Origin of the sequence: Pantoea sp. A4 (assembly GCF_000295955.2) — a bacterium.
Classification (GTDB): domain Bacteria; phylum Pseudomonadota; class Gammaproteobacteria; order Enterobacterales; family Enterobacteriaceae; genus Pantoea; species Pantoea multigeneris.
The window spans coordinates 70,526-89,135 of sequence record NZ_ALXE01000022.1; the positions used below are offsets into that span (position 1 = coordinate 70,526).

15 protein-coding genes are annotated in these 18,610 nt (G+C 55.6%); 11 read left to right on the top strand and 4 right to left on the bottom strand.

The genetic code is table 11. The annotated features are described in order from the left end of the window. The first annotated feature begins 13 nt into the window (after window positions 1-13). The gene (locus B880_RS0109280) at window positions 14-958 is read left to right on the top strand and encodes an alpha/beta hydrolase (protein WP_017347122.1); all 945 of its coding nucleotides are present in this window, start codon (window positions 14-16) and stop codon (window positions 956-958) included. A 43-nt stretch (window positions 959-1,001) separates the two neighbouring features. Here B880_RS0109280 and B880_RS0109285 read toward each other — a convergent pair whose 3' ends face one another. Next, window positions 1,002-2,456, bottom strand: a complete 1,455-nt coding sequence (locus B880_RS0109285; RefSeq protein WP_017347123.1) for an AMP nucleosidase — start codon at window positions 2,454-2,456, stop codon at window positions 1,002-1,004. Between the two features lie 192 nt (window positions 2,457-2,648). Here B880_RS0109285 and B880_RS0109290 point away from each other — a divergent pair, with 192 nt between their 5' ends. The 8 genes from B880_RS0109290 to ybiX all read left to right on the top strand — a co-directional run bounded on the left by B880_RS0109290 (window position 2,649) and on the right by ybiX (window position 13,126). After that, window positions 2,649-4,061 carry an EmmdR/YeeO family multidrug/toxin efflux MATE transporter gene (locus B880_RS0109290; RefSeq protein ID WP_017347124.1) on the top strand — a complete coding sequence of 471 codons (1,413 nt, stop codon included), beginning with the start codon at window positions 2,649-2,651 and terminating at the stop codon, window positions 4,059-4,061. 172 nt (window positions 4,062-4,233) lie between these two features. After that, window positions 4,234-5,844 (top strand): ABC transporter ATP-binding protein, encoded by a 1,611-nt coding sequence (locus B880_RS0109295; RefSeq protein WP_017347125.1) that lies wholly within the window; start codon window positions 4,234-4,236, stop codon window positions 5,842-5,844. A 111-nt stretch (window positions 5,845-5,955) separates the two neighbouring features. After that, on the top strand, window positions 5,956-7,626 hold the full coding sequence (locus tag B880_RS0109300; protein ID WP_017347126.1) for a peptide ABC transporter substrate-binding protein: 1,671 nt from the start codon (window positions 5,956-5,958) through the stop codon (window positions 7,624-7,626). A gap of 43 nt (window positions 7,627-7,669) precedes the next feature. Beyond that, window positions 7,670-8,620, top strand: a complete 951-nt coding sequence (locus B880_RS0109305; RefSeq protein ID WP_017347127.1) for an ABC transporter permease — start codon at window positions 7,670-7,672, stop codon at window positions 8,618-8,620. Window positions 8,621-8,629: 9 nt separating this feature from the next. Continuing rightward, window positions 8,630-9,514 (top strand): ABC transporter permease, encoded by an 885-nt coding sequence (locus B880_RS0109310; RefSeq protein WP_017347128.1) that lies wholly within the window; start codon window positions 8,630-8,632, stop codon window positions 9,512-9,514. Window positions 9,515-9,606: 92 nt separating this feature from the next. Beyond that, window positions 9,607-9,771 carry a hypothetical protein gene (locus tag B880_RS26895; RefSeq protein WP_017347129.1) on the top strand — a complete coding sequence of 55 codons (165 nt, stop codon included), beginning with the start codon at window positions 9,607-9,609 and terminating at the stop codon, window positions 9,769-9,771. Between the two features lie 335 nt (window positions 9,772-10,106). Further along, window positions 10,107-12,395: a catecholate siderophore receptor Fiu gene (locus B880_RS0109320; protein WP_017347130.1), complete on the top strand. Its 2,289-nt coding sequence runs from the start codon at window positions 10,107-10,109 to the stop codon at window positions 12,393-12,395. A 53-nt stretch (window positions 12,396-12,448) separates the two neighbouring features. Next, complete coding sequence (gene ybiX / locus B880_RS0109325; RefSeq protein WP_017347131.1) at window positions 12,449-13,126, top strand: PKHD-type hydroxylase YbiX; 678 nt, start codon at window positions 12,449-12,451, stop codon at window positions 13,124-13,126. Between the two features lie 29 nt (window positions 13,127-13,155). Here ybiX and purT read toward each other — a convergent pair whose 3' ends face one another. Beyond that, window positions 13,156-14,337, bottom strand: a complete 1,182-nt coding sequence (purT, locus tag B880_RS0109330) for a formate-dependent phosphoribosylglycinamide formyltransferase (protein ID WP_017347132.1) — start codon at window positions 14,335-14,337, stop codon at window positions 13,156-13,158. A 176-nt stretch (window positions 14,338-14,513) separates the two neighbouring features. Here purT and B880_RS0109335 point away from each other — a divergent pair, with 176 nt between their 5' ends. After that, window positions 14,514-16,574: a prolyl oligopeptidase family serine peptidase gene (locus tag B880_RS0109335; protein WP_017347133.1), complete on the top strand. Its 2,061-nt coding sequence runs from the start codon at window positions 14,514-14,516 to the stop codon at window positions 16,572-16,574. Between the two features lie 25 nt (window positions 16,575-16,599). Here B880_RS0109335 and exoX read toward each other — a convergent pair whose 3' ends face one another. Both exoX and B880_RS0109345 read right to left on the bottom strand, forming a co-directional pair. Further along, window positions 16,600-17,271: an exodeoxyribonuclease X gene (gene exoX, locus B880_RS0109340; RefSeq protein ID WP_017347134.1), complete on the bottom strand. Its 672-nt coding sequence runs from the start codon at window positions 17,269-17,271 to the stop codon at window positions 16,600-16,602. A 3-nt stretch (window positions 17,272-17,274) separates the two neighbouring features. Then, window positions 17,275-17,505: a DNA polymerase III subunit theta gene (locus B880_RS0109345; RefSeq protein WP_017347135.1), complete on the bottom strand. Its 231-nt coding sequence runs from the start codon at window positions 17,503-17,505 to the stop codon at window positions 17,275-17,277. A 157-nt stretch (window positions 17,506-17,662) separates the two neighbouring features. On the opposite strand from B880_RS0109345, the gene copD reads away from it, so the two are divergent. After that, window positions 17,663-18,538 carry a copper homeostasis membrane protein CopD gene (gene copD / locus B880_RS0109350; RefSeq protein ID WP_017347136.1) on the top strand — a complete coding sequence of 292 codons (876 nt, stop codon included), beginning with the start codon at window positions 17,663-17,665 and terminating at the stop codon, window positions 18,536-18,538. Window positions 18,539-18,610 lie beyond the last annotated feature (72 nt).

An 18,610-nucleotide genomic window follows, 5' to 3' on the forward strand; every position in this document is an offset into this window, starting at 1 on the left:
TAAGGGCGAAATAATGAGTTATTTATATGATGCTGATTTGTTAGATGCTATTCCGTCATTTGGTGTATTTGACTTGCACAATCCGGCAGAAACACGCCGCAAACTGATTGAAATTGGTAAAACGCGACCTGCGCCAGATGCAAGCGGTGTTATTGTCGAGGATTTTTATATTCCCGGTAGCGAATCAGGCCAGCAGATAAAAGTCCGCAGTTATCGAGCAGAACAACATCGCGATGCAACGCTTCCTGTGATCTTAAATATTCACGGTGGTGGTTTTGTTATCGGTCGTATTGAGGTGGATGATGCTACCTGTATCGACCTTGCCCGAAAACTCCCGGTAAATCTGATTTCCGTTGAATATCGCCTGGCACCAGAACATCCTTATCCAGCCCCACTTGAAGATTGTTATTCAGCGCTGGTGTGGGTCAGCGAGCAACATCAAACGCTAAAAATTGATAATCGCAGAATTATCGTACATGGAGTGAGTGCAGGTGGAGGATTAGCCGCTGCACTCACGCTGTTGAGTCGCGATCGCGGTGGGCCAGGAATCTACTATCAATATTTGGATTTGCCAGAGCTGGACGATCGTCTCAACAGTGTGAGTATGCAAAAATTCCACGACGTTCCAGGCTGGAATACACCGAATGCGGCATTGAGCTGGCGGCATTATCTGGGTGAACTGTATGGTTCACAGGAAATACCTGAATATGCTGCTCCATCTCGCGCACAGAATTTACAGGGATTACCGCCCGCCTACATTGGTGTATTTGAGTACGACCCGCTGCGTAGTGAAGCTGTCAATTATGCAGAGAAATTGTTTGCCGCTGATGTTCCTACCGAGTTGCATGTTTATGCTGGCGCTTACCATCTGGCTTATCTGATTCCACACGCGCAGATTTCGCAACGGCGAAACGCGGACCGGGTGACGATTTTAAAAAGAGTGTTGAATATAAGCTAACGCTGCCGGGCTGGCACATTTGCTGCCAGCCCGGCTAATTAACTCAACGGAACGGGGGTTCGTTAAAGGTACGCAGTTTGCGTGAGTGCAGTTTGTCCCCCTCGGCGCGCAGCAGTTCTACCGCACGAATACCGATTTGCAAATGCTCGGAAATCGCGCCTTCATAGAACCGGTTCGCCTGGCCGGGCAGCTTGATCTCGCCGTGCAGCGGTTTGTCCGATACGCACAGCAAGGTGCCGTAAGGGACGCGGAAGCGATAGCCCTGAGCGGCAATGGTGGCGCTCTCCATATCCACGGCGACCGCACGGCTCAAATTAAAGCGCAGGGCAGAGGCGGAGTAGCGCAGCTCCCAGTTGCGGTCATCGGTGGTGACGACCGTACCGGTGCGCAGCCGCTGTTTAACCTCTTCGCCGGGCATACCGCTAACGGCTTTAGTTGCGTCATACAGGGCGCGCTGGACTTCTGCGATACTCGGCACGGGGATATCCGGTGGCAACACGCTATCCAGAACGTGATCGTCACGCAGATAGGCATGGGCCAGCACATAATCGCCGATGGTCTGGCTTTCGCGCAGGCCACCACAGTGACCAATCATCAGCCAGGCATTCGGGCGCAGTACCGCCAGATGGTCGCAGATGGTTTTCGCATTCGACGGGCCAACGCCAATATTGATCAGCGTAATCCCGCGACGGCCAGGGGCGGTGAGGTGCCAGGCGGGCATCTGGTGTTTTTTCCACGCCAGGTCAGAAAGCATCGCATCACTGTCTGGGGTAGCAGGATCAATCACCACCTGACCGGCGCACACCAGGCTGTCATAGGGGGTTGCGGGATCGCGTACCTGCTCAATCGCCCAACTGACAAACTCGTCAACGTAGCGGGTGTAGTTGGTAAACAGCACAAACGGCTGGAAATATTGCACTTCAGTGCCGGTGTAGTGACGCAGGCGAGCCAGAGAGAAATCGGTGCGTAAAGCATCAAAATGACACAGCGGGAATTCAGTATCAGGATGGAACAGACCATCCGCCGTCTCGTCCCCAATCAACGACAGTTCCGTGGTGGGGAAGTGGCGGGCGATACCCGCGCTCATGGTGCGGTCCAACGTCAGGTCGGAGCCGTCAATCACGTACGGGTAGGGGATCTCCTGCTTAGAAGGGCCAACGCTAATTTCGATCTGGTACTCTTTTTCCAGCATCGCTAACTGCTCGCTGAGATAAGGACGTAACAGTTTAGGGCGCGTCAGTGTGGTGCTGTAACTGCCCGTATGCGTGAAACGCCCCCAGGCGCGGGTACGGTTCTGCTGCGGGCCTTCACCTAGCCAGGTGATACGCAGCTCCGGGTAAACAAACAGCCCCGCAGCACGTTGCGCCTCATCGGGTAAGGTTCCCTGTTCAGTAAAGGTCTTGATGGCACCGCGCAGTGCAGCCACCGCGTTATCATACAAGCGTTCCAGTTCATCCAGCGCCTGCTGGCTGTTGAGATGTTGCCGGGTTCCAGGCATAGGTGACTCCTTGCAGTTCAGTGGCTTTTTAACAGCTTATCTGGTTTCCCTGTAAGACGAAAAAAAGTTTGTAATCAGGATTTAATAGTGCTGGAAATTATTTGCCAGTTTGCCTGCGGACTATCATGATTAGAACTCACTTCCCATCTTTCTGATGATTTGGTTATTCCCTTGCAAAATCCTGGTGTAGCAGTGGTACGCGCGATCAAGCGCACGGCCTGGTATCCGAAACGCCGTAGCTTTCGTACGTTGATGTGGCGCGAAATCACGCCGCTGGCAGTGCCTATTTTTATGGAAAACTTGTGCGTCATGCTCATGGGGGTGCTCAGTACCTTCCTCGTGAGCTGGCTTGGCAAGGAAGCGATGGCCGGGGTGGGGTTGGCCGACAGCTTCAACATGGTGATTATCTCGTTCTTTGCCGCGATAGACCTGGGAACCACCGTGGTGGTGGCCTTTAGTCTGGCAAAACGTAACGGGAAGCGCGCCAGGGCAGCCGCACGCCAGTCGCTGGGGTTGATGACGGTGCTGTCTGTGCTGCTGGTGGTCGGCATTGAAGTCTGGGGCCATCTCATCATCGATGGCATTGCGGGCAGCGCCGATCCCCAGGTAAAAGCGTTGGCGCTGAGTTATCTGCAAACCTCGGCGCTGAGCTATCCTGCTGCGGCAATCGCGTTGATTGGCAGCGGGGCACTGCGTGGCGCAGGCAACACCAAAATCCCTATGCTGATCAACGGCGGCATGAACATCCTCAATATTGCCATCAGTAGCGTGTTGATTTACGGCTGCCTGGGGTGGCACGGGCTGGGATTTGTCGGCGCGGGGCTGGGGCTCACCATTTCGCGCTATATCGGGGCGATTGCGGTGATCGCCGTGTTGATGGCCGGGGTGAACTCCTCGCTGCGTATTACGCTGCGCAGCTATTTTCGCCGTTGGGACATCAATATTCTGCGTGAAGTGCTGGGCATCGGCGTGCCTGCCAGCATCGAGTCGGTGCTGTTTAACGGTGGTAAACTCCTGACGCAGGTGTTTGTCGCAGGCATGGGCACCAGTGAAATTGCCGGTAACTTCATTGCCTTCTCAGTGGCTTCACTGATCAACTTACCCGGTAATGCGCTGGGGTCCGCCTCTACCATTATCACCGGCAAGCGCCTTGGCAAAGGTCAGGTGTTCCAGGCTCGTCGCCAAATCATGCACGTCTTCTGGCTGGCAAACCTGTTCCTGTGTGTGTTGGCGTTTACCACGGTGCCGCTCTCCGGCCTGCTGGCGCGGTTCTACAGCCGCGATCCCGAAGTGATTACGGTGACACAGCATCTTATCTGGCTTAACGCCGCCTTTATGCCGTTCTGGGCGGCATCCTGGGTGCTGCCCGCAGGGCTAAAAGGCGCGCGTGATGCCCGCTACACCATGTACGTCTCGATGTTCAGCATGTGGGGCATGCGCGTGGTAGCGGGCTACCTGCTGGGGATTCAGTTCGGCATGGGGGTGTATGGCGTCTGGCTCGGGATGTTCTTTGACTGGGCGGTGCGCGGCGTCTGTTTCTGGTGGCGGTTAACCAGCGGTAAATGGCTCAATAACTACCGAAAGATGGTGGCAAAAAAGGCGTAAAATGCAGGGGCGTAGCAGCAGGCTGCGCCCTTATGCTTTTGTTGAATAAGTAAAAGCTATTAGTTCCTCCCTTCTGACTTATGTCATGGTTTACCCCGCAGTCGCTGATCAAATTACCTTATAACTCAAGCTGTTTTGAACTGTCCGTCACTTCACTAAGAGGTCGATTGGTATGGAAAACTGCACGCCGGTATTTGCCGTAAACGATCTTACTGTTGCTCTGCCGAAGGGGATGGATCGCCTGAATGCGGTGGAGAATCTTAGCTTCTCGCTGTATGCCGGGGAAATCCTGTGCATTATTGGCGAGTCCGGTTCGGGTAAATCGGTCACGGCCCATGCTGCCATGGGGCTGCTACCAGCGGCGTTACGCATCCAGAGCGGCACCATTACCCTGCATGGCAACGATTTACTGCAAATGACACCGCAGCAACTGCGGCAGCGCCAGGGAAAATCGCTGGCGATTATCTTCCAGGACCCGCTCTCTGCACTGAACCCGCTAATGACCGTGGGTGCTCAAATCCGTGAAGTTCTCCAGGCGCACAATGTGGGTGACCGCGCCAGCCAGAGTGACAAAGTGTTGTCGTTACTGGAGGAAGTTGGCTTGCCTGAACCGCGCCAAATGCAGCACCAGTATCCTTTTCGCCTTTCTGGCGGCCAGCGCCAACGCGTGATGATTGCGATGGCGCTGGCCCTCGACCCCGATGTCCTGATTGCCGATGAACCTACCACCGCGTTGGATGTCACCACTCAGGCGCAAATATTGCAGCTGATTCGCCGTTTGCAGCAGCGGAAAAACATGAGCGTGCTGTTTATCACCCATGATTTTGGCGTGGTTGAAGAGATTGCCGACCGGGTGATCGTGATGGAAAGGGGCCACATGGTGGAGTCCGGTGTGGCTGAGCAGGTCTTGCATCAGCCGCGTCATCCCTATGCGCGCAAGCTGGTGGCGGCCGTACCGCGCCTGCGCCAGGAAACGCAGTGCCTGCCGGAGAGTGCGCCTGAGGTGCTGCGCGTCACCAATCTGTGTAAAACCTATCGCAGCAAAGGTGGCTGGCGCGCGGCACGTAAAGTGCAGGCGTTAAATCAGGTTAGTTTTAGCCTGAAAAAAGGGGAAACGCTGGGCATTGTCGGCGAGTCCGGTTCCGGCAAATCTTCACTTGGGCGCGTGCTGTTGCGCCTCTTACCTGCTGACAGCGGAGAAGTGCTGTTCGACGGGCGCGATATTCTGCAACTGAGCGAACAGGCTTTTCGGCCGCTGCGCCGCTGGATCCAGATGGTTTTCCAGGACCCGTTTGCCTCGCTCAATCCGCGCCACACCATCGAAACGATCCTCACCGCCGGGCCGCGTGCGCTCGGGGGAATGAGTGCTGAAGAGATCCAACGCAAAGCCAGGCAATTACTGCGCCTGGTGGGGCTGGAGCCAGGCGTGCTGGATCGCTATCCCCATGAATTTTCCGGCGGACAGCGGCAGCGTATTGGTATCGCCCGTGCCCTGATGTTTGACCCGTTGCTGCTGGTTGCTGATGAGTCGGTCTCTGCGTTGGATGTTTCGGTACAGGCGCAGGTTCTGACGCTGTTGCAGGAGATCCAGGTCAAAACGCAGGTCGCGATGATCTTTATTACCCATGATCTGCGGGTTGCCAGTCAGATTTGCCATCAGGTTGCGGTGCTTTATCAGGGGCAAATTGTTGAACAGGGAACGCCGCAACAGGTCTTCCGTCAGCCGCAGCACAGCTACACGGCAAAACTGGTGGCCGCGATCCCCGGCCACGCAGGCGGCTGAAGGACTGCCACTGAGTCTTAACCTCTTTCTACGTGTTTTTCCCGTTTTCAGCGCGTTCACATGACGAAATTACGATCGGTTTTGATCGGTGTATTCACCTGAGGAAAGAGAATGGACGAGAGCTATACCGATAACTTACCCCCGCTTTCCCGGCGGCAAACCCTGAAATTGCTGGCCGCAGGCACCGCCGCCGTGGCGTTACCAGGCCTGTTTGGTAGCCGGGTTGCTGCCGCCGCAATGAGCAGCAGTGGTGGGCAGATGGTCGTGGGTTTTTCGCAAGAACCCACGGTATTTAATCCCCTGATGCCACACATTGAGGTGGATGACGGACTGCACTTTAGCCTGTTTGATCAGCTGTTTGGCGTTGATGAACAGGGCCATTTCTTCCCGAAACTGGCGCTTGAGGTGCCTACGGTCGAGAATGGCGGTATCTCTCAGGATGGCCTGCAGTTTCACCTGAAACTGCGGGATAACGTCAAATGGCATGATGGTCACCCCTTCAGCGCAGAGGATGTCAAATTCACACTGGCACTGCTGGTGGACAGTCATTTCCGCAGCACCAGTCGTACGGGGCACGAGTTAGTGCGCGATGTCACGGTCATTTCTCCCACGGAAATCCGTTGGCGCATGGAAAAAGCCTTTGCGCCGTACACTTCGATTCTCGCGGCCACCTTTATTATTCCGCAACATGCTTTCACGGGCGTTGCCGATAAAAATACGGCGCCGTTCAATAATGCGCCGATTGGCACTGGACCGTTCCGCTGGCAGCAACGTGTACCCGGTGATCATATTGAACTGGTGGCGAATAAAGACTATTTCCTGGAGGGACCGCGCATCGAACGTCTGGTGTATAAGTACGTGCCGGACCTGAATGTCATGTATACCCAGTTTGTGGCCGGGGATCTGGACGTGGTTGGACTGCAGTGGATCTCCGCCGATCACTATGCCGAAGCGAAAAAATTGCCGGGCAAAGTGGTGGATGTCTTCCAGAGTGCCACCATCGAAAACTTCGCCTTCAATTTAGGCAAACCGCAGTTTCAGGAGTTGGCGGTGCGGCAGGCAATTTATTATGCCATCGACAAACAGACGATTATCGATGCGCTCTATTACAGCCTCCCGAAGCCGACAGAAACCTACATGCCGATGCAGTCGTTTTATTTTAATCCTGACCTGCCGAAACATGAATTTAGCCTGGAGAAAGCGGCGGCCTTGCTTGATCAAGCCGGATGGAAACCCGGCGCAGGGGGCATTCGCGAGAAAAATGGCGTGCGGCTCTCGTTCGCTAACTCCACCACGGCAGGCAACCACCTGCGCGAGCAGATGCAGCAATATTTGCAGCAGAGCTTCCAGCAGATCGGCATTGAGATGAAAATCGCGAATTTGCCCCCTGCCGTGATGTGGGGGGACTACTGGATGAAGTCCGAATATGACACGGCGATTGTCGGCCTCAATTTCCTCACCGGATCGGACCCGGATACGGCCGACTATCTGCGCTCTGATGCCATCCCGGTGCAGGGGGGCGCAGGTCAGAATGTCTTCCAGTATAAAAGCCCGCAGGTCGATCAATGGCTGGCGCAGGGGGCTGCGGAGTTCTCTCCTGAAGCGCGTAAAGCGGTCTACTTCAAGATTCAGCAGCAGGTACGGCGGGATATGCCATTTCTGAATCTGTTTACCTTTGCCAACGTTCGTGGTCATAAGCAGGGCGCTGAAAACATCACGCCTAACATCAATGTGCGTATCGATAGCTGGAACGTCAACCGTTGGGGCTGGCAGAAAGCCTGACCCATAAACCGGCGGGCCAGGCGGCTCGCCAGGGAGGATTCTGATGGTGACTTTTCTGATACGGCGCGGTGGTCAGAGCCTGATCCTACTGCTGCTGGTCTCTCTGATTGGTTTTTCCGCGTTGAATCTCGCCCCAGGCGGGCCGCTTTCACAATACGCGCTGACGCCGGGGATGACGCAGGAGGCGTTACAGCGGCTAAGCCATCAAATGGGCTTAGATCGCCCCTTACCGGTGCAGTATTTTGACTGGCTGATGCATCTGCTGCGTGGCGACTGGGGCCGCTCCTACCGTGACGGCCAGCCCGTGCTGAGCATTATCTTTTCTCATCTGCCAGCCACATTATTGCTGATGGTGAGTGCCATGGTGTTGTCGATCGCGATTGGGGTATGGAGTGGGATCCGCAGTGCCGTGAAGCGCGACAGCCTGTTTGATCGCGTTTCGACGCTGAGCTCCATGGTGGCACTGTCGATTCCCACGTTCTGGTTTGGTCTGGTCGCAATCTACTTTTTCTCGCTAAAACTGCAATGGCTGCCCGCAGGCAACATGTACACCGTGGGGGATGGATCGGCACTGGATATCCTGCGCCATCTGATTTTACCGGTGTTGGTGCTGACATTTGTCGACGTTGCCATCTGGAGCCGTTATATGCGTTCGGCCACGCTGGAGGTGATGCAGCAAGAGTTCATCAAAACCGCCCGTGCCAAAGGGCTCACGCCGCGTCGCGTGCTGCTAAAACATGTGGTGGGTAACGCACTGCTGCCGATGATTGCGCTGGCGGGGATGCAGCTGCCGACCATTTTAGGCGGTGCCCTGGTGGCCGAAACGGTGTTTACCTGGCCGGGGATGGGGCGGTTATTTCTCGATAGCCTTGGCTACAGCGACTACCCGGTGGTGATGGGCCTGCTGATGTGTTCAGCCATTCTGGTGCTGTTGGGTAATTTACTGGCTGATGTGGTGACGGCGCTGGTTGACCCGCGCATTCGCCCTGTCTGAGGAGACAACATGACCTCTTCCGTACTGACCCCGCCACGTGCCCACGCCCGCTGGTGGCACAACCGTACCCTGCAACGCTTCCTGCATCAGCGTCTGGCATGTTGCAGTCTCGTGGTGATCCTGGTGATGGCGCTGGCCTGCGCGTGCGGCCCGTGGCTGCTGCCGTTCGATGACTTGCATATCGATTTACGCGCTCGCTTTGCGCCGCCGCTGAGCGGCTGGCATCTGCTTGGCACCGATCCCCTGGGACGAGATTTACTGGCGCGGTTGCTGATGGCAGGCCGCATCTCGCTGCTGATTGGCTTCTGCGCGATGCTGCTCAGTATGCTGGTGGGCACGGTTGTCGGCATTACCGCAGGCTATTACGGCGGCAAAATCGGCGCGTTATTGATGCGCGTGGTCGATGCGTTTTTGGCCTTCCCCAGCGTGTTTCTGCTGCTGGCGCTGGCCGCATTTATTAAGCCCAGCCCGATGATGATCACGGTGATTATCGCCGTAACCAGTTGGATGGAAGTGGCGCGCATTGTGGAGACTGAAGTGCGATCCCTGCGTGAGCGCGAATATATTCTGGCGGCAAAAATGCTTGGGCTGTCTGGCCGTTGGATCATGTTTCGTGAGCTGCTGCCCAATGTGGTGGGGCCGATCATTGTAGCGGCGACCTTGACCGTTGCGCGCGCCATTCTGCTGGAGGCCTATATCAGTTTTCTGGGTTACGGTATTCAGCCGCCGCTGCCGAGCTGGGGCAATATGCTGAACGGGGCGCAGCAATATCTGCTTAGTGCGCCGTGGCTGGCGCTGGTGCCAGGTGTGGCGATCACGCTGGCGGTAGCCAGTTTTAACTTCATCGGCGATGGGCTCCGCGATGCGTTAGACAGTCGCAGCCAGCGCCCTTAGCAGGATTTCTGCATTGGAGCGCAGAAATAGTGGGTTCTGTTTTGCCCGACAACAGGGTTTACTGCGGTTATCAACTTTTCGAGGAGACGAACATGAAAACACTACTCAAAAACTGGTTTGACAGTCTGCTGGTCACGCATGTGCGCGATGACGGGCACGATGCTGAAGCTGTGTTAGATATTGAGTTGTTAATTCCGATTAGCCAACTTTATGGATTTGAGTATTATCCGGCGGTTCATCGCTATCATGAAAGATGATGACTGTTTAAGCATACCTGACCGCTGAAAGGCCCGCTCTCTGAGATGCGGGCCTTTTTTTATTCCTGTTTTTTCCCGCCAGTCGCTTAGCGAAAAACCTACCGAATCTCACCGTTTCATTACGTTCATTTCTCAATGTATGCGAAGTGTGTTTTTCTCGTAAAGAAATGTATTTATTTCGGCAGCGGTGCGTGATAAAACAGGAATATAAATGATAATCATTATTCTTATCATTTTAAGTCACCGGTCTGTGGTTTTGAGCTGATGCGTTGCATCGGTGCCAACAAGGCTGTGTGGAACTGAAAAAAAAACAATAAATTTGATGCGCATCGAAAATGGAAAAAAATCGGAATTTACCTTTCAGTAGCTTTAACTCTTTAACCTTGTTTACTGGCCTGGCGATTGGTATGACGCCAGCCGCCGCCGCGCTCGCTGCTGACGCTAGCGCTAAAAACCAGGACAGTACCCTGGTGGTAGAGGCGGCAACGCCTTCACTGTATGCACCGACCCACTCTTCGGACCCGAAGTTTACCCGCCCATTAGTGGATACCACCCGTACCATCACCGTGGTGCCAGAGCAGGTCATTAAAGATCAGGGCGTCAATAACCTGACCGACGCGTTGAAAAACGTGCCAGGCGTTGGGGCGTTCTATGCCGGGGAGAACGGCAGTTCTACTACCGGTGATGCGGTTTATATGCGCGGTATTGATACCTCCAACAGCATTTACGTTGATGGCGTGCGCGATATCGGCAGCGTAACGCGCGATACCTTTAACACCGAAAGTATTGAAGTGATCAAAGGCCCGGCTGGCACCGACTATGGTCGTAGTGCGCCGAGCGGCTCCATCAACATGATCAGCAAGCAGCCAACGCTGGATAACAGCCTGGATGCTTCCATTAGCGCGGGCAGCGCCTGGTTCCGTCGCGGCCTGCTGGATTACAACCAGGCCATCAACGACAACACCGCATTCCGTCTTAATCTGATGGGGCAGAAGTCCCATGATGCCGGCCGTGGTGATGTCTCTAACGAACGCTACGGTGTCGCACCGTCCATCGCCTTTGGTCTGGATACCGCGACGCGCCTGTATGTGGATTACCTGCATGTGCATCAGCACAATACGCCAGATGGCGGTGTTCCAACCGTGGGACTGCCGGGCTACACCGCGCCTTCTGCTGGCACCGCAGCGCTGGGCAGCTCAGGCAAAGTTAACTCGCACAACTTCTACGGCACCGACTCTGATTTTGATAATTCAGATACGGATACCGCCACGATTCGCTTCGAGCACGACCTGACGCCAGACACCACCATTCGTAACATCACCCGTTGGTCGCGCATTAAACAGCAATACATGCTGAGCGCATTTATGGGCGGTGCGACCAATATCACCCAGCCTGATCCCAACAACGTGGATAGCTGGACCTTCTCGCGCAACATGAACCTGAAGGATGTCAGCAACCGTATCCTGACCAACCAGACCAACATCACGTCAAAATTCACGACCGCGGGTATTGGTCATGATGTGAGTGCAGGGGTTGAGTTTACGCGTGAGAACCAGACCAACTACGGCGTCAATGCGATTACCGCACCGGCGGTGAATATTTATCACCCGGTCACGGACTTTACCGTGGGTGGTTTGACGCGTAACGGTGCTAACGCCAACGGCCAGACCGATACGGCGGGGATCTATGCGTTTGATACGCTGCAACTGACGCAGGACTTTGAGCTGAATGGCGGCATTCGTCTCGACAGTTACCACACCGAATATGACAGCGCCACCGCTTGTGGTGGTACGGGTCGCGGTGCGCTGGCGTGTCCGGCTGGCGTGGCAATCAACACACCGGTCACTACCGTTGATACGGCGAAGTCCGGTAACCTTGTGAACTGGAAAGCGGGTGCGTTGTATCACCTGACGCGTAACGGCAACGTCTATGTTAACTACGCGGTTTCTCAGCAACCACCGGGTGGCAGCACCTTTGCCTTGGCCGCCAGCGGCTCTGGCAACAGCGCCAACCGTACTGACTTCCAGCCACAGCGTGCTAAAACCAGCGAAGTGGGCACCAAATGGCAGGTACTGGATAAGCGCCTGCTGCTGAACGCCACGCTGTTCCGTACTGACATCACCAACGAAGTCACTACCAACGACGATGGCACCTACTCCCAGTACGGCCGTAAGCGTGTTGAAGGTTATGAACTCTCGGCGCAGGGTAACATCACGCCAGACTGGCAGATTATCGCCGGGTACACTTTACAGCATGCGACAGTGCAAGAGGGGGCTAACACGGCTCAGGACGGCACCGATGGCCTGCCATACACGCCAAAACACGCCTTCTCACTGTGGACGCAGTATCAGGTCACGGACGCCCTTTCTGCCGGTGCAGGCGCGCGCTATGTGGGCAGCATGCATCGTGGTACGGATGGCGCAGTGGGTACACCAGCGTACACCGAAGGCTACTGGGTGGCGGATGCCAAACTGGGCTACAAGGTGAACAACAACCTGGACCTGCAGCTCAACGTCTACAACGTGTTTGATACCAACTACGTTGCCTCAATTAACAAGAGCGGCTACCGTTATCATCCGGGTGAGCCACGTACGTTCCTGTTAACGGCTAACGTACACTTCTGATAGCACACCGGTGGGGCATTATAGCCCCACCTTTTATTTGCGAGACTTTCGTTATGATGTATCACATTCCTGCTGTGCTCTCCGCCGAAGAAGTGGCTAACTTCCGCCAGCATATGCAACAAGCCAGTTGGATTGATGGTCGTGCGACGGTGGGTAACCAGGGCGCACAGGTCAAAAACAACCAGCAAATCGATACCCGTACACCGTTATACGACGCGCTGCAAAAATCCGTATTGCAGGCGTTAAATAACAGCCCACTGTTCTTTGCCGCTGCGCTGCCACGCACCATCTCCACCCCGTTGTTTAATCGCTATGAACAGGGTGAAACCTACGGTTTTCACGTTGATGGCGCGGTGCGTAATAATGGCGCAGCGGGCTGGATGCGCACCGATCTCTCCGCCACGCTGTTTCTGAGCGAGCCAGACAGCTACGAAGGCGGCGAGTTGGTGATTGAAGACACCTATGGGCAGCATAAAGTGAAGTTACCGGCGGGCGATCTGGTGCTTTACCCTTCGAGCAGCCTGCACTGCGTCACCCCCGTGACTCAGGGCGCGCGTGTGGCTTCATTTCTCTGGATCCAGTCGATGATCCGCGATGACAAGCAGCGTGCGATGTTGTTTGAGTTGGATCGTAATATTCAGGGATTGAAGGGGAAATTTGGCGAAAGCGAAGAGATCTTGTCACTGCTGAATATGTATCACAACCTGCTGCGCAGCTGGAGCGAGTTGTAAGGCGGCGGGCCGCAGCCCACCGCACAGGATTAACCCTGAACCTGTACCGCAGCCGCGCTGGCAACGGCGCGCTGGATAGCTTCATCGGTATCTGCGCCGGTTGCCAGCGCGACACCCAGACGACGCTGGCCTTCAATGGCAGGCTTGCCAAACAGACGCAGTTGCAGACCGGCTCCGGTCAGTGCCTGTTCCAGGCCAGAGAACTGCACGTTTTCGCTGTGCAACTGGGGCAGGATCACCGCTGAAGCGGCAGGGCCATACTGACGAATCCCGCCGACCGGCAGGCCGAGGAAGGCGCGCACATGCAGAGCAAACTCTGACAGATCTTGTGAAATCAGCGTAACCATGCCGGTATCGTGTGGGCGTGGAGAGACTTCACTGAAAATCACCTCGTCGCCGCAGACAAACAGCTCAACGCCAAACAGGCCAAAGCCGCCAAGGGCTTTAACCACTTTTTCTGCGATGGCTTCTGCACGCTGCAACGCCAGGGCGCTCATCTGCTGTGGCTGCCAGGATTCGCGGTAGTCGCCATCTTCCTGACGGTGGCCGATTGGCGCACAGAAGTGAATGCCGTCGACGGCATTGATGGTCAGCAAGGTAATCTCGAAATCAAACTTCACCACGCCTTCAACAATCACGCGTCCCGCTCCGGCACGTCCGCCTTGTTGAGCATATTCCCAGGCGCTTTCCAGCTGGCTGGCTTCACGGATAAAACTCTGCCCCTTGCCAGACGAGCTCATTACCGGCTTCACGATGCACGGGAAACCCATCGCCTCAGCGGCGGCAATGAAATTCTCTTTGCTGTCAGCAAACTGATAGGTAGAGGTTGGCAGCGCCAACTCTTCGGCGGCCAGACGACGGATGCCTTCGCGGTTCATGGTCAGGCGTGCAGCGCGTGCGGTTGGCACAACACGTTGGCCCTGTTGCTCCAGTTCCAGCAGCTTTTCGGTGGCAATGGCTTCAATTTCGGGTACGACGAAATCCGGTTTTTCGGCAGCGATGACCGCCGCCAGCGCTTCGCCATCCAACATATTGATGACGTGGCTACGGTGGGCAACATGCATTGCCGGGGCATCGGCGTAGCGATCCACTGCAATCACTTCCACACCTAAACGTTGGCACTCCAGCGCCACTTCTTTACCCAGCTCACCCGAGCCTAATAACATCACACGCGTCGCCGCCGGACGCAGCGCAGTTCCAAGAATCGTCATAAGTTCACCTGTCAGTCAAATTGCGCGCGCAGTATATACGAAAACGTTTGCGTTCTCATCCTTAGCGACGTAGCTCACGCGAAATGTGCGCTTTGCCCACGGAGTTAGTGTTGCGGCTTGGCTTCTGACGCAGTAAATGCCACGCTTAAGAAAATTTCTTCAGGGAGAAGAGCATCATGGCACCTCCAGTGGCAAAAAAAGTCCCGTACGAACTCCACCTGCACGGTGAAACCCGCATTGACGATTATTACTGGCTGCGGGACGACAAACGTGAAGACCCGGAAATTCTCGATCACCTGCGCGCTGAGAACAGCTACGGCAAACAGGTTCTGGCAACGCAGCAGCCGCTGCAAAATCGGGTGCTGAAGGAGATTATCGATCGCCTGCCGCCGCAGGATCACTCGGTGCCCTATGTGAAGAATGGTTACCGCTATCAGAGCCGTTATGAGCAGGGCGATGAGTATGCGGCGTTCTATCGCCAGCCCGCCGCCAGCGCTGAGTCCGACGAGTGGACACTGCTGCTGGACTCCAACCAGCGTGCCTCGCACAGTGAGTTTTACACTCTGGGTAGCCTGCACGTTAGCCCGGATAACCAGGTCATTGCGTTGGCGGAAGATTTTCTGTCCCGCCGCCAGTTTGGCATTCGTTTTCGCAACCTGGAGAGTGGGAGCTGGTATCCCGAAGTGTTAAGCGATGCCTCCTCCAGCTTTGCCTGGGCGAATGACTCGCGCACCCTCTACTACGTGCGCAAACATGAGCAGACGCTGTTGCCCTATCAGGTGTGGCGACATGAACTCGGCTCGCCGCAAAGTAGCGATCAGCTGGTGTATGAAGAAGAGGACGACACCTTTTACGTCAGCCTGCATAAAACCACCTCAGAACACTTTATTCTGATTGCGCTCTACAGCACCACCTCCAGCGAAATTCAGCTGATTGATGCGGAGTACCCGGATGCGCAGCCACAGGTGTTCTGCCCACGCCGCCGCGATCACGAATACAGCCTCGATCACTACGATCATCACTTCTATATTCGATCCAACCGTGAAGGTAAGAACTTCGGTCTGTATCGCACCCGCTGGCTGGCGGAAAACCGCTGGGAAGCGCTGATTGCCCCGCGCGATAACGTGGTACTGGAAGACTTCCAGCTGTTCCGCCACTGGTACGTGGTGGAAGAGCGTCAGCGCGGGTTGACCAGCCTGCGCCGTATTAACTGGCAAACCGGGGAAGAGGTGGGTCTCGCCTTTGACGACCCGACTTACGTCACCTGGCTGGCCTACAATCCCACGCCGGAGAGCGATAAGCTGCGTTATGGCTACTCCTCCATGACCATGCCCTCAACGCTGTTTGAACTGGATATGGCAACCGGTGAGCGAGTCATCCTCAAACAGACGCGGGTCGGCAACTTCAACAGTGATGATTACAAAAGTGAACACCACTGGATTACGGTGCGTGATGGTACCGAAGTGCCGGTTTCGCTGGTTTATCATCGCCAGCATTTCCAACAGGGCAAAAACCCGATGCTGGTGTACGGCTACGGTGCCTACGGCAGCAGCATGGATGCGGATTTCAGCACCAGCCGTCTCAGCCTGCTCGATCGTGGTTTTATTTATGTGCTGGTGAATGTCCGTGGTGGTGGGGAACTCGGGCAGCAGTGGTACGACGATGGCCGTCTGTACAACAAGCAAAACAGTTTTAACGACTTTATTGATGTGACGCAGGCGCTGGTGGCGCAGGGTTACGGTGCGCCGGATCAGCTCTATGCGATGGGCGGCAGCGCGGGCGGTTTGCTGATGGGCGCGGTGATCAACCAGGCCCCGGAGCTGTTTAACGGCGTGGTGGCGCAGGTGCCGTTTGTTGACGTGCTCACCACCATGCTGGATGAGAGTATTCCGCTCACCACCGGGGAATATGATGAGTGGGGCAACCCCGAGCAGGAGTCCTTCTATCGCTACATCCGCCAGTACAGCCCGTATGACAACATCGAGGCAAAAGCCTATCCGCATCTGCTGGTGACCACCGGGTTACATGATTCTCAGGTGCAATACTGGGAGCCTGCCAAGTGGGTGGCGAAGCTGCGTGAATTGAAAACCGATGACAATCTGTTGCTGCTGTGCACCGATATGGATTCCGGTCACGGCGGAAAATCGGGGCGTTTCAAAGCGTATGAAGGCGTCGCGATGGAGTTCACCTTCCTGATTGCGCTGGCGCAGGGTGTGCTGAGCGGCACCAGCGCCTGACAGCAAAAACCGCCCGAAGGGGCGGTTACTCTTCCGTTTTACTGAGGTGTTTGCGTAGCGCCTGACGCAACGGCGGGCGCAAATCACTGACGTTATCCAGCATCCAACGCAGGTAGCCCGGATCTTTGCGGGCCACCACGGCAATGCTTTGACCGCGATACTTGCCAAACGGCAGCACGTCACCCTGAGCGGCCGCAGGTTGGCTGCGCGTGACCAGCTGTTGTGCATCCCAACCCGAGGTTTCCAGAATGCGGATCAGCAGGGCGGCGGTGACATAGCAGTCATACAGCGCGCGGTGAGCATGGAGATCCGCCGGGGGAGTGACGTCGAGTTTCAGGCTGTGGCGCAGCGCCTGGTTACCGTATTTAATCCCCGGCCAGAGCTGACGCGCCAGCATCATGGTACAAATCCATTCACCGGGCATTTCAGGCAACATGCGACGGTCAAAACTGGCGTTATGCGCGACATAAAAGGCGCTGCCATGATAGCGGGGGATTACCACTTCAATCGGCGGTTTGCCTGCCACCATCGCTTCAGTGATTCTGTGTACCGCCATCGCTTCCCGGCTGATAGGGCGGTCGGGTAGCACCAGATCGCTCATTGGGTTAATGATGCGCCCATCAATCACATCCACAGAGGCAACTTCAACCACGCCACCCTGTAAACCGCAGGTTTCGGTATCAATAATGCGGAACATGGCTTACTTCTGCTTCGGTTCGTAAGGAAGACGCGATAAGGAGAGGGAGGCCTGGCGGTAGTGCATCAGACGCTGACGAAACCATTCCCGTAGTGCCGCAGGCTGATCGTTTTCGACCTGTTCGGCAATTACCGGCATATTGTATCGTTCTTTGAATGCCACCCCGGCCGCAGCCAGATCGACATTCACTTTATCTTTCTCTTCCTGGGACAAAAGGGCGAGATTGAGGTTCATGCTGTTCTCCTGATATTGAACGGCAAAAGTAATGGTTTCCCGAGCCGGGATCAAGCGCTGTGCACCGCATTGTGTGCCCTCGACACCGCTTAACGGGGAGCGTATGCTGGCCGCCATTGATAATGAGGCCATTTTTATAAGCCGAAGAGGAAGCCGGTTGACCACCTTATGGATTGTGCTGCGAGCGCTGCACTTTTTAGCGCTGATTTTGCTGGTGGGCAGTGCATTCTACACTGCCTTGCTTGCCCCGGTGCGTTTGCGTCCCTGGCTGGCGCAGCGTTTGCGCCCGCTGCTGCTTAGCTGTAGTGCGATAAGCGTAGCGAGTGCCGTTGCGATGGCGCTGGTACAAACCGCACTGATGAGCGGGGACTGGCGCAGTATCGGTGATATATCGGTGTGGCAGGCGGTGCGGTCAACGCGTTTTGGTCTCGCCTGGCAGTGGGAAATCGGTTTCAGTTTGCTTGGGCTGCTGGTGTGGCGACTGCGTGGATTACCGCGTCAGCAAGGTTTGCTGGTGGCGGGACTGCTCCAGCTGATGCCGTTGGCGTGGATTGGTCATGCGGCCATGCACGATGGTTTGTTAGGGATTTTCCACCAGATGAACCAGACGCTGCATTTGGTGAGCGTCTCTTTCTGGGCCGGTGGCCTGTTGCCGCTGCTGCTGTTGATGCGTGATGCGCGACACATGGAAAAGCGCATCGATGCCATTCGTGCCATGATGCGCTTCTCGCGTTATGGTCATCTGGCCGTGGCAATGGCGCTTTGTACCGGTACCATCGATACCATGTTGATCGTCGGTCCGCCGTTCCTCTGGACGTTTAATAGCTACATCGCGCTGCTGCTGTTGAAGATTTTACTGGTCAGCCTGATGGTGTCGATTGCGGTGTATAACCGTTATTACCTGGTGCCGCAATTCCACGAGGCTGGCAGCCGTAGCCCGCAACTTTTTTTACGCCTGACGCAATATGAATTGCTGTTGTCGTTAGGCGTGGTAGGTCTGGTGAGTGTGTTTGCCACTCTGACGCCGACCTGAGATTTCACTGGTACGTTTTAAGAAGGAAAGCTGTTTTGCTGAAGAAAGCCCTCCCTGCAATCCTGTTACTTT

Bases quoted from the DNA above. Each gene is read 5' to 3' on its own strand.
- B880_RS0109300 (WP_017347126.1), top strand. From the start codon at position 5,956: ATGGACGAGAGCTATACCGATAACTTACCCCCGCTTTCCCGGCGGCAA.
- B880_RS26895 (WP_017347129.1), top strand. From the start codon at position 9,607: ATGAAAACACTACTCAAAAACTGGTTTGACAGTCTGCTGGTCACGCAT.
- B880_RS0109285 (WP_017347123.1), bottom strand. From the start codon at position 2,456: ATGCCTGGAACCCGGCAACATCTCAACAGCCAGCAGGCGCTGGATGAA.
- B880_RS0109305 (WP_017347127.1), top strand. From the start codon at position 7,670: ATGGTGACTTTTCTGATACGGCGCGGTGGTCAGAGCCTGATCCTACTG.
- B880_RS0109295 (WP_017347125.1), top strand. From the start codon at position 4,234: ATGGAAAACTGCACGCCGGTATTTGCCGTAAACGATCTTACTGTTGCT.
- B880_RS0109310 (WP_017347128.1), top strand. From the start codon at position 8,630: ATGACCTCTTCCGTACTGACCCCGCCACGTGCCCACGCCCGCTGGTGG.
- B880_RS0109320 (WP_017347130.1), top strand. From the start codon at position 10,107: ATGGAAAAAAATCGGAATTTACCTTTCAGTAGCTTTAACTCTTTAACC.
- B880_RS0109345 (WP_017347135.1), bottom strand. From the start codon at position 17,505: ATGAACCTCAATCTCGCCCTTTTGTCCCAGGAAGAGAAAGATAAAGTG.
- ybiX (WP_017347131.1), top strand. From the start codon at position 12,449: ATGATGTATCACATTCCTGCTGTGCTCTCCGCCGAAGAAGTGGCTAAC.
- exoX (WP_017347134.1), bottom strand. From the start codon at position 17,271: ATGTTCCGCATTATTGATACCGAAACCTGCGGTTTACAGGGTGGCGTG.
- B880_RS0109335 (WP_017347133.1), top strand. From the start codon at position 14,514: ATGGCACCTCCAGTGGCAAAAAAAGTCCCGTACGAACTCCACCTGCAC.
- B880_RS0109280 (WP_017347122.1), top strand. From the start codon at position 14: ATGAGTTATTTATATGATGCTGATTTGTTAGATGCTATTCCGTCATTT.
- purT (WP_017347132.1), bottom strand. From the start codon at position 14,337: ATGACGATTCTTGGAACTGCGCTGCGTCCGGCGGCGACGCGTGTGATG.